This window comes from Endozoicomonas sp. ONNA1 (assembly GCF_024606325.1).
In the GTDB taxonomy this organism is placed as follows: domain Bacteria; phylum Pseudomonadota; class Gammaproteobacteria; order Pseudomonadales; family Endozoicomonadaceae; genus Endozoicomonas_A.
Map to the genome: position 1 here is coordinate 1 of NZ_JAHHPN010000339.1, position 1,460 is coordinate 1,460.

At 51.1% G+C, this 1,460-nt stretch carries 1 protein-coding gene; it reads left to right on the forward strand.

Annotated features, from left to right (window positions below; translation table 11 throughout):
• Nucleotides 1–1,460 (forward strand): hypothetical protein (locus KDK19_RS07615; RefSeq protein WP_257291676.1); only part of this gene is annotated, 1,460 nt, incomplete at both ends.

The following is a 1,460-nucleotide window of genomic DNA, read 5'->3' on the forward strand; positions in this document are numbered from 1 at the left end:
CCTGAAAGTGGGTTGGCAGCCGGGCTGCGACGAGGCCGTTAAAGACAGCCCGATCGACCGGAAACTATTCATGCACATCATCTACATGAATTATCGTCTGGGCTTCCCGACCAGGGAGCAAGTGAAAGCCTTCATTACTATGCCCTGCCTGAAAGAGGGCTGGCAGCCAGGTCAGGATGCTGCTGTTAAAGACAAACCAGTCCACCGGGAGCTGCTTGGACACGTTGCCGCCATGTATTATGGTAAAGGCTTCCCGGTAGAGGCGGACGTAATAGCCTTTGTTCAATGGCTGCCCCGGGGTGACAAGAAGCTTTTCCTGAAGATGGCCAGCCGAGTGTTATGCAAGTCCGGGTTACCCGGGCATAGGGAGTTGGCAGCCAATGAGAGGTTATTTCGCTTACGCCTTCCAGATCTTCTGGAACTCTCCGGAGACATTGACTACGACATTGATGACTCCGATGATGAGCAGGAAGAAGACGATGCAATGAACTCATTGCCGCTGTTCAGTTCGGCTCCTAAAAAGTGGCGTATAACCATTGCACAGACCATGAAAGTCCTGGCGCTGTTCTGTTCTGCTCCTAACAAATGGCGTATGACGATGGCAGAGTTTGAACAATACCTGACCGCTTTCACAAACGCCCACAATGAAAGAACCCAAGTACTTTCTGCGCTGAGATCGTTGATACCGACGCTTTACAACCATGGTGGTGCAGGCGTACATTTCTGGCTGAAAAGGAAAAATGAAAAACCGCAAGACCAAGACTTGCTCACTAAGGCACTCTCCCTTTCCGCCCCCTTGGAAACCATAAAGCTTGCCCTGACGAAGCTTCCTGAACCCGAGTGTCTGGAGTACATCAGAGTGTGCAAAAACCTGAGTCCTGCCCCGAACAAAGAGCAATGGGAGGCATTGAAGCCACTTCGGGAAAGACTTGGTCAGCGATACCCCCTGAAACGAAGTAAAGCAATGATGCTGGAGCTTATCTGGTTGCAGCCAGAGGCCAAGCGCTCAGACTTTGCCCAAAAGCTCGACAGCTTCTTCGACACTGTCCCCGGGACTCACCAACTGTACCGGATACACCAGACATTCAAGCCACAAAAAATGCAGGATTTTCTGGAGGCCTGTATTGCCCGACAGACCTCCAATGCCCTTCAGGTAAAAGAACAGGAGCTTATATTGGAAGGGCTGCTGCTGGCACACCATTACCTGACTGACCACCAACAGATACCGAACCTTTGCTTTTCATCGCAGGTGGCCGGCACCGGTGGCAAAGGGGTGGTTATCAAAGGTGATGCGGTCATGGAAGGACAGAAGCGGCTGTGGCTCTTTATAGCCGCCATGCTGATTGAGCTTGAACAGGTACCTGAGTATAAGTTTGAAAAGCAACAGCTGACGATACTTTCCGGTAGTGGAACCATGACATTGCCAAAACCGGAATTCAGTCTCATCGGTAACGGTTTTA